General features: G+C 41.8%; 12 protein-coding genes. 3 read left to right on the plus strand and 9 right to left on the minus strand.

What is annotated here, in order from left to right; all coding sequences use genetic code 11:
• Together JZU62_RS02325 and bamD are read right to left on the minus strand one after the other, a co-directional pair.
• Positions 1-1241, minus strand: a 1241-nt coding sequence (locus JZU62_RS02325) for an LON peptidase substrate-binding domain-containing protein (protein WP_295011533.1), incomplete at its 3' end; no start/stop codon positions are given.
• Positions 1242-1289: 48 nt separating this feature from the next.
• Complete coding sequence (bamD, locus tag JZU62_RS02330) at positions 1290-2063, minus strand: outer membrane protein assembly factor BamD (protein ID WP_295011511.1); 774 nt, start codon at positions 2061-2063, stop codon at positions 1290-1292.
• A 131-nt stretch (positions 2064-2194) separates the two neighbouring features.
• On the opposite strand from bamD, the gene fliW reads away from it, so the two are divergent.
• Positions 2195-2584 carry a flagellar assembly protein FliW gene (gene fliW, locus JZU62_RS02335; protein WP_295011513.1) on the plus strand — a complete coding sequence of 130 codons (390 nt, stop codon included), beginning with the start codon at positions 2195-2197 and terminating at the stop codon, positions 2582-2584.
• Positions 2577-3338: a pyrroline-5-carboxylate reductase gene (locus JZU62_RS02340; RefSeq protein WP_295011515.1), complete on the plus strand. Its 762-nt coding sequence runs from the start codon at positions 2577-2579 to the stop codon at positions 3336-3338. The genes fliW and JZU62_RS02340 overlap by 8 nt, the downstream gene beginning before the upstream one ends.
• A gap of 6 nt (positions 3339-3344) precedes the next feature.
• On the opposite strand, the gene JZU62_RS02345 is transcribed toward JZU62_RS02340, so the two are convergent.
• From JZU62_RS02345 to JZU62_RS02375, 7 genes are read right to left on the minus strand one after another with little or no spacing between them, the layout of a single operon-like run.
• Positions 3345-3995, minus strand: a complete 651-nt coding sequence (locus tag JZU62_RS02345) for a hypothetical protein (RefSeq protein WP_295011517.1) — start codon at positions 3993-3995, stop codon at positions 3345-3347.
• On the minus strand, positions 3992-4519 hold the full coding sequence (locus tag JZU62_RS02350; protein ID WP_295011519.1) for a hypothetical protein: 528 nt from the start codon (positions 4517-4519) through the stop codon (positions 3992-3994). Before JZU62_RS02350 ends, JZU62_RS02345 begins: the two co-directional genes overlap by 4 nt.
• The gene (locus JZU62_RS02355) at positions 4516-5559 is read right to left on the minus strand and encodes a hypothetical protein (RefSeq protein WP_295011521.1); all 1044 of its coding nucleotides are present in this window, start codon (positions 5557-5559) and stop codon (positions 4516-4518) included. The genes JZU62_RS02350 and JZU62_RS02355 overlap by 4 nt, the downstream gene beginning before the upstream one ends.
• The gene (locus JZU62_RS02360) at positions 5556-6392 is read right to left on the minus strand and encodes a tyrosine-type recombinase/integrase (RefSeq protein WP_295011523.1); all 837 of its coding nucleotides are present in this window, start codon (positions 6390-6392) and stop codon (positions 5556-5558) included. The genes JZU62_RS02355 and JZU62_RS02360 overlap by 4 nt, the downstream gene beginning before the upstream one ends.
• The gene (locus tag JZU62_RS02365) at positions 6382-7005 is read right to left on the minus strand and encodes a lysophospholipid acyltransferase family protein (RefSeq protein ID WP_295011525.1); all 624 of its coding nucleotides are present in this window, start codon (positions 7003-7005) and stop codon (positions 6382-6384) included. The genes JZU62_RS02360 and JZU62_RS02365 overlap by 11 nt, the downstream gene beginning before the upstream one ends.
• A complete protein-coding gene (miaB, locus tag JZU62_RS02370) occupies positions 6998-8290 on the minus strand; it encodes a tRNA (N6-isopentenyl adenosine(37)-C2)-methylthiotransferase MiaB (RefSeq protein WP_295011527.1) in 1293 nt (430 codons plus the stop codon). Before miaB ends, JZU62_RS02365 begins: the two co-directional genes overlap by 8 nt.
• A 5-nt stretch (positions 8291-8295) precedes the next feature.
• Positions 8296-8538: an HP0268 family nuclease gene (locus tag JZU62_RS02375; RefSeq protein ID WP_295011529.1), complete on the minus strand. Its 243-nt coding sequence runs from the start codon at positions 8536-8538 to the stop codon at positions 8296-8298.
• A 163-nt stretch (positions 8539-8701) separates the two neighbouring features.
• Between JZU62_RS02375 and JZU62_RS02380 the strand changes: the two genes are divergently transcribed.
• Positions 8702-9324: NusA N-terminal domain-containing protein (locus JZU62_RS02380; RefSeq protein ID WP_295011531.1), on the plus strand; the 623-nt coding region annotated here is incomplete at its 3' end.

Raw genomic sequence — 9324 nt, forward strand, 5'->3', positions numbered from 1 at the left:
CCCGGCATCGCACCGATATAGGTACGACGGTGTCCGCGCAATTCGTTTACATCTTCCAACCCGCCGAGTGCGATACGGACAAGCGGACGCTTGAGCGCAGTTGCGATAGAGTTGGCAAGGGAGGTTTTACCGACCCCCGGAGGACCCGCGAAACAGAGGATCGCACCGCGCCCCTCTTTATCGGCGATACCGCGCAGTTCCAACAACTCTTTCACCGAGAAATATTCCAAAATTCGTTCTTTCGGTTTTTTTAGTGAAAAGTGGTCTTTGTTGAGCTGATTTTCGACATCGTGAATGTTCAGCGCTTTTTTCGCTTCCTCGCCGTAGGGGATTTCAAGCACCCATTCCAGATACGTTTGGATCATCCCCGCATCGGCACTATCAGGGTGCATTCGTGCGAAACGCTCTAGTTGTTTATTTATCTCTTTATAGGCATCCGGATGCATTTTATCTTTTTTGGCATCGAGCTTTTTACGAAACTCTTCGATCTCTTCATCACGATGGGTGTCCGTTCCAAGCTCTTTTTGGATCTGTTTAAGCTGTTCTTTGAGGAAATATTCTTTGTTAACCTTCTCAATACGAGTGTGTACTTTTGAACGAATCTCTTTTTGAAGTTTGGAAGATTCCGTCTCTTCAATCAACTCATCGATCAACATCAAGAACCGTTTCTCAGGATCGCGCTCGATAAAAAGTTTATAAGCGTTCTCTTTTTTGATCTTGATCGAGCTACAAATAAGATCAACAATACGGTTATATTCATGGTTCTCTTCGATGGTTCGGAGCAGATCGGGTGGGAAATAGTTGCTTACCTGCGAAAGGGCGCGTACTTTTTCCCGCAATACTTCCAATATGGCATCCATTTTCAGCTCATTCACCTCAAGCGATGAGATCAAATCGACATGAGCGCGGAGAGGATTATCGTGCACCATATTCATGATATGTCCACGAGCAAGCCCTTGGAATAATACTTTGATACGACCATCGGGCAAAACGACTTTACGCATGATAGATCCGATTACTCCGGCATCGTAAATCGCATCACCTTCACGCTCTCCCTCATGGTCGGATTTGACCGGACAAACAATCACCAATGAGTTATTTTCAATTGCTGCGGCAGCTGCGGCAATGTTTTTTTCATCATTTAAAAAGAGTGGGGAAATCATAAACGGGTATAAAAAAAGCTCATCTTCCGCAATCACCGGTAATGTGGTTGGGAAGGAGCTGTAATTACTAAGTTGCATATTCAAAAAACCTTATACATTAAAATTCAGTTGGATTATAGACTCTTTTTAAAAATTAGGAATTAAAAAGTCATACCAGCTTTCACTTGAATCTTTTTTAGGTGCTTGCATTGTGATGTTATCATCCATCGAAATAACGCTACGCGTTTGCGGAATCATAAAATCGTACCAGCTACTAGTGCCATCTCCCTCAAACATCTCTCGATACCATGAAACCTCTGCTTGCACAACTTCTGAGGGATCGATCCAACTTACCGGTGCGATTGAGCGATAATAGGCTGAGCCTTTTGGCTTACCCAAACGCTCATACAGCTGTGCGATTTGCTCGTTTAACACTCCGCGAGCAAGTTGCAATTGTGTCTCCATCGAGTGAACCAATGGCAAATAAGTAGAGTAAGGATAACTCCCCTTAAAGGTATCAACACTGCGAAGCGTTTCATCGATCAACCCTTGATCTCGCCCCGGATTTGGTAGGGCTAAAAATTTAGCTTTAATTTTTAAAAATTCGGCGTATTCACGACCTTCAGGAGTTGCATAACGACGTATATACTCATCCAAAAAATGTTCCGCTAACAAATACTCTTCGTGCGCCATGTGCGCTTGCGCCATAATCATCGTCGCTTCCGAAAGAAAAGGTGAACTGATATGTTCACTTTGAAGTGAACTAAAATAGCTGTCCGCTTTTTCAAGATTGCCGTTAGAAACAGCCGTAACCATTTTTTCATACCAATATTCTGCTGGTTTATTAAACTCTTCGAGATCTTTACCGCATCCGCTCAGAAGAATGAGTACGCTGACTGCCATTAACCATGTTCTAATCATTGATAAAACCTACACTATTTTGAAATTATTGACTATTTTACCGTAAAGAGATTAAACACCCCCTGCTTATTGTTGAAACTTTTTAGTTTGGTGTGTTAAAATCAGACTATTAATGACAAAAGAAGGTAGTTATGCAGTTTGATTTAAAGCTTCCCTTACTCGGTTTCGAAGCAGTCTCCAAAATGGAACTTCAAAAAATTGATGAAATTTTTTTACGTCTTGAAAGCATAGGGGATGGTCCATCCTTTACCCTGATCAACCCGTTTACTCTTCGCGAGTATTCTTTCGACATCCCCTCATCACTACAAGCATTGATGGGGATTACCCCTGAAAGTAATTTGCTTATCTATAACATCATGATTTTGCAAACACCAATTGAGAAATCAACAATCAACTTTGTCGCCCCTTTGATTTTCAATACTGATAATCAAAGCATGGCTCAAATCATTGTTGACAATCGTGCTGATTTCGGGATTTCCGAACCGATCAGCAACTATCTTAAAAGTCCATCCAATGCCTAAATCAGTCACTTTTATCGGTAACGGTAAAATGGCCTTGGCTTTAGCAAAAGGACTTTGTAAAACCCATACTATCGAAGTGATCGGACGTAGTATCAATGCACTGGAGGAGTTTGAAAACACCCTCAATACCCCGATTAAAAAGACCCTCTATGGCGATGCCGATATTACCAACAAAATCGTTGTTATTTGTGTTAAACCTGCCAATCTAGGCGAAGTAGCACCGCATCTAAAAGGGACAGCACAAGCACTTTATTCGGTTTTAGCCGGCACGCCTCTTTCCTCTCTTCGCACTATATCAGCACACTCTTATTGTCGTGCAATGCCTAATCTCGCCGCCGAAGTAGGTGCCTCTATGACCTCTTTAGTAGGTGATCATACTATTGCTGACCATGCTATTTCCCTTTTTGGAACTATCGGAAAAACACTCTGGTTCAACAGTGAAAAAGAGCTTGATATTGCCACTGCCTTAGCCGGAAGCGGCCCTGCCTATCTGGCTCTCATAGCTGAAGCGTTCTGCGATGGAGCAGTACGCGAGGGATTAAAGCGTGATGATGCCATGATTTTGATGCGGGGGTTATTTGAAGGTTTCGGGAAACTGATCCAAGCCACTCATCCTGCGCTCTTAAAAGATAATGTCATGAGTCCAGGAGGAACCACTGCAGCAGGATACGGTGCACTCGAAAAAGGAAAAGTACGTGAAGGCTGTATGGAAGCGATACGCGCAGCACATGAACGGGCCAAAGAGATGAACTAATTTCTATTAATGGTGTGCTGAAGCATTTGCTTCAACTTTTTTGTGCGGCATGAACGGTGATATCACTTCAGGTTTTTCATGAACAACTTCTTTATTTTTCTCTCTCTTTTCGCTCTTCTTTTCTTTCTCTTTTATTGGGTGCTCTTGGTCCGCTGGTTTATTATGGACTTTCATGGTAAAGCTTGAGCGTATTTGATCTCCATCTCGCTCAAAATGGACGGGAAAATTAACTCCGATCACCCATTCGCTTTTATTGATATTTTCTAAAAAGGTATAAAAGCTTTGCGGTGAGGTAATTTTAGACGTAGCATTGACTTCATAGACTTTAAATGTTCCATTGCCCTCCAATGTTGTCATTTCGGTTAAATAAAGATCGGTAAATTCTTTTTTATAGAGGTGTTCAAATCGACCGGGATTAAAAGGTTTATCAAACGCACCGATCGTATGACGATGCTCATGTTTAAGATCTTCTAAACGGTTATGAATATTATCATACCGATTTTGAGTCAATTCAAGTTGCTGAAACTCTTTTTTACTCTCCAAGCGGAGAGATCGGTACTCTTTACCTTTTGGAATTAAAAATAAAAAAGAAAAACCGACCACTCCGATTAATAAAAGAAGAGACAAAATTACTACAAACAGTGTTTGACGATTCATTCTTCACCCTCTTTTAGCGTCTCTTCTTCGAGATAATTGGAGGATACAAAACGATACCAACCATTTTCAATCGGATAAAAACTTGTATAGGTACGATTGAAAATTGAACGTAACGGTGCATGAAGCATATACTCATAGCTCTCTTTATTGGGGGTGGTGCCATACAAAATTAATGCTTTTTCCTCTAATTCCGCACGTGAGAGAGTGATATCTTCGGGTACCAGATCAAAAAGATTCCGTATGCTCTCTTTCATTACCGTGTTGTCCGTAGTCACTTGTTCCACTATTTTTGCTTCCCCTTCAATAACCTTTGTCTCTTCTTCCATCTGAGCGATTGAGTGTTTTAGTGCTTCTTCTTTTTGTGCTACGTTCTTGCGTTCATTGAGAAAATCATACGTTTTATATCCCAAAAAGAGATACGTTCCGACAACCATAGCAATAGTGACCGTAAAAAAGAACAGGACTAGCCGTAGTTCACCACTGATTAGCCGTTTTGCTCGTGGGGCTATAAAACTGTGCTTCACAGAGCCTCCTCTTCGAGCATAGAGAGTGCAATCACCTCATCGGCTACATCAATATGGCGAATTAGTACATTCAAAAACAACTCTTCTTCAAGATAACGCTTTAGTTCCGTACCACTCCCGTATCCATCCGCAATATAAACCGTCTCTACAAAACGATCATTACAATGCGTTCCCCCATAAAACCGAATGAGAGTACGTTGTATCAGCTCAAATCGATAATAGTCATTATTAAACCGATCCATCTGCTGTTTGATTTCATCCCCATGGGATGATTCCTTACGCTTCTCTTCAAAAGTTTCTTCATCTTCCGTGAACTCAGCAATTTCGTCAAGACTGTCCAAATCTTCTATATTGCTCAAATTATCGAGCTCATCTAGGATATCTAAATCATCTAATGACTCTATATCATCAAGGCTTATACTTCTTTCACTCTCATCCACTTCCCTAATACCAACAGAAAATTCATTAGCATTAGTATTGGTTTCATCTTCGAGGGATATTGCATTTTTTTCATGAGTAGGATAGTAATGAGCATATTCTAACTTTCCATTTTCAAAAACAGCAACACTAAACGAATCTTTTAATGCCAGAGCATAAAGGGCAAATCCCCCTTGTATTTTATCAGCAAAAAAATGTTCCAATATGGAGAAAGGGGAAAAAATAAAATCTAGACCAATCTTTTTATACTCTTCTTGAAGAGCATCGAGTTCACGAAGAGAGCTGTATAAAAGCCATTTTTCATTTCGGCAAAGTGTTTTCGCCCCACTTATATCTTCCAAGTCCTCTACACTATGATGTGAACATCCAGGTAGTGCTCCTTGCTTGTGCTGTGGATTTAGTAATGCAACATAATGCAATGGAGATTCTTCAAAATATTTACGAAGAAATAAAAAGGTGTCTTTTAATGATGATTCCCCTTCGAAATGCCTGCTCTCTTTATAAAGGAGTTTTTTTTGCTTTTTAGCAACCACACGAATATCGTGAGCACCTCCATCATGGACAATAGCGATGAATATTTTTCGATAAAACCGCTCTATCACTTAGTACCCTCATGAGTTTGACATAATGGATGCGCTTGATGGTAATGCTCCATTTTCAAAGCGTTCGCTAATTTGGTGTAAATCTGAGTCGTTGCCATGCTAGCATGACCTAATAATTCGCTAACATCGGCAATACGTGCTCCATTGTTTAACAATTCGGTTGCATACGTATGACGCAATTGATGAGGGGTCACTTTGAGTCCAACCTTTGCGAATGCCTTAATAATGGTATATCTTAGACTATTTTCGCTTAATTTTTCACCTTTATTCTCAAAAATGTACTCCAGTGAGGGGTTATCTAGATGGTAATTTCTCACCTGAGCGCTGATATGTTCGAGCATAGGAACATCACGCTCTTTTGACCCTTTCCCGTAAATACGTGACCAGTTGTTTTCCATGTCACACAGCCGTAAATGGGTGAGTTCCGAAATACGAAGCCCCATCGTATAAAGTAGAGTAATAGCTAATGCCTCTTTGGGATCAGCGTATTGCAGAACATGGGTGATTTGCTCATGAGTAAGAGGTTTCGGGAGAGTTTTAGGGACTTTTATACTCTCATCTCCTCTAAGTTCAACCACCCTTCCATTATCACGAAGATACTTGATAAAACTACGGATAGCACTGAGTTTAAGCGCAATCGATTTGGCTTTCAAATGGGCTATTTTTAGACGTAAGGGCATGAGATTTATCGAGAGAGTATCTTCAGATTCTGTGATTTCAGCACTCTTTATCATCTCATCGATTGCATCATGATAACTGCGTATCGTCAGCGATGAATACCCCCGTATGGAGTCGAGGTATTTTAAAAATTCCTCTTTGCCTCTATAGAGCATGTTCCATAAGCTTTGCTTTAATAAGTTCTTTTGCCTCTTCCGTCTCTAATCCCTCTAAATCGATCGGTTCGGAAGCGTAAAAATCAAGTGTCCCGAATGGTTTTGGAACACTAAAGTGATCCCAGCTGGGTAATTGCCAAAATTTTGAGGGGACACAACTGTAAACAATCACTTTGCTCTTACGCTTTTGCGCCATAACCACAACACCGTCACTCATCTGATGACGAGGTCCTTTTGGACCATCGGGGGTGATACCGATATCATACCCATCGCTAAGAGATTTGAGCCCTTGTATCAGTACTTTAGCTCCACCGCGCGTCGTTGAGCCGTGAATTGTCCCCAGTTTAAAATAGCGCATAATACTGGCGATAATCTGACCGTCAAAATGATCCGATATCAGGACTTTTGCTTTAGGAATTTTACGAAACTGATAGTAGAGATAAGGTTGCATGAGTAAATCACCATGCCAAAAAGCAAAAATAACAGGCTCCGATGGAATCACATTGGGCAGATGAAAGCGTTTACGATTGGTTAGGTAGAGTAGACGTATCAGAAGAGTCCCTATCGGAGGGATAAGCCAAAGGGCAAGTTTACGAAGAAATGCTTTACGCAATGATCTCTCCGTATTGGACGGTACGAGAAACTTCCGTAATTTTAACCCGTGCGATTTTACCCAGCCACTCTTCAGAGCCTTTGACTTTAATCCCAAGATTATTATCACTGCGACCGGCAACGTGCCCATCATCGCGTAACTCTTCAAAATAAACCTCAACGACTTTACCCAGATTGGTTGCTTTCATTTCATCGAGTATCTCATCATGACGAGCTTGAAGTCTACTGAGACGCATCGATCCTACCTCAGAATCGACCTCTTCCATTTTTTCTGCCTCCGTCAACGGTCGCGGAGAGTATTTAAAACTAAACAGCTGCTCAAAACGCACCTGATTCAAAACATCCATAGTCTCTTCGAAATCCGCATCACTTTCACCCGGAAATGCGACGATAATATCGGTACTGATACTCACATCAGGAACCATCTCCCGCAGTTTTCGGGCACGGTTAAGAAACCACTCCTTGGTATATCCACGCTTCATCGCTTTCAGAATCTCGCTCGATCCGCTTTGAAGCGGCATGTGCATCGATTTACAAATTTTCGGATTGCGGGCAAATTCTTCGATAAATTCATCATCCATGTGGAGCGGATGGGGAGAGGTAAAACGGATACGCTCCAACCCCTCCACCGCACTCACACGGCGAAGAAGTTCAGTGAAATTAATCTTTTCATTCGGTAAACGACGACCGTAATGATTGACATTTTGACCGAGTAAGAAAACCTCACGTGCTCCGTTCTCTACCGCTTTGCGTGCTTCAGCAACAATCAAATCAGGCGGTATAGAGATCTCATCTCCACGAGTTTTCGGGACGATACAAAAGGTACATTGTTTGTCACATCCGATGGAGATATTGATATAGGCTTTGTAAGGGCTGCTTCGGAAATCTTTAAACGCAAACTGTGATTCGTCGTAATCGATCTCGATCTCTACCGCTTTATCTCTGTGGAGAACATCTGCAATCTTAGAGACATTACGGGCACCGAGGACGAAGTTTACATACGGGGCACGCTTGATAATCTCTTTACCCAAATGGGACGCTGTACACCCGCATACACCGATTTTAGCAGAGGGTTTTTTGAGTTTGTTAAAGACACCGAGTTCGGAGAAGAGTTTATGTACCGGTTTTTCACGGACGGAGCAGGTGTTGATGAGGATCAGGTCGGCAGACGCTGCATCGTCGGTAAGTTCATACCCTTCATGAGCGTTTAGCTCCGCGATCATGTGCTCAGAATCGCGCACATTCATCGCGCAACCGAGCGTCTCGATAAAAAGTTTCTTAGACATTCAGACTATAAAATATGTACTTCGTACATGTACTCGTTAGCTGAAAGTCCGTATTTAACTTCACGCATGTAAAAACTTTTCCCTTCACCCTCGAAGTGATCTTGAAGTGCGAGGAGATCTTTGTGTGAATTTTCACGATCAAAATAAATGATAGAAGAGTTACTTTTTTCTACCATTTCCGTGATTTTTTTGAGATCGATTTTACGAGGTTTGGTGTCTTGTTCGCTACGGGCGAGTTTGAGTTCCATTGCATTTCCCTTTTATAGAGTTCTTGATATTAGGGGGATTATAGCGGGGCTATGATAAATATCCTATTAAGAGAAATTTATGTATAATACCCATCCTTCATAAAAAAGCTTTCCCGTAACAATCAATTTTTTATGAGTTACCAATTATCAAGAGGATAGTCCTATGGAAAATATGTTAGATATTATTGATTCAATCGCCAACGAAAAAGGGCTTAGCCGCGAAAATGTCCAAGAGGCGATCAAAACCTCATTTATCCAAACGGCAAAACGAATTATTAACCCGACCTTCGCTTTTGAGGCGGATATTGATGATCGTACCAAAGCAGTCAAACTACGCCAGATTATCACCGTTATGGCGGATGACGCACCCGAATTAGAGGGTGAGGAAACAGGTGCTTATATGGGAATTACCGCTGCATTAGAGATCGATGACGAAGCGGAAATCGGTGATCAGCTCCAAATGGAACACGATATTGAGAGCTACGGACGAAGTGCATTTGCGACACTCCACCGAGAAATCGAGTTTCATATCCAACGCCTCGTGGAAAATGAACTCTATGATAAATACAAAAGCAAAATTAACTGCATCGTCTCCGGTCGTGTAACACGTGTAGACGGGGATCAAAACACCACCATCGAAATCGATGAGATTCGTGCTGTATTGCCGATGAAAAGCCGTATCAAGGGTGAAAAATTCAAAGTCGGTGATGTTGTAAGCGCTATCGTGCGCCGCGTCCATGTCGATAAAGCCAACGGTATCTCAATGGAGCTTTCACGTACCGCTCC

Origin of the sequence: Sulfuricurvum sp. (genome assembly GCF_019163035.1) — a bacterium.
Lineage (GTDB): Bacteria > Campylobacterota > Campylobacteria > Campylobacterales > Sulfurimonadaceae > Sulfuricurvum.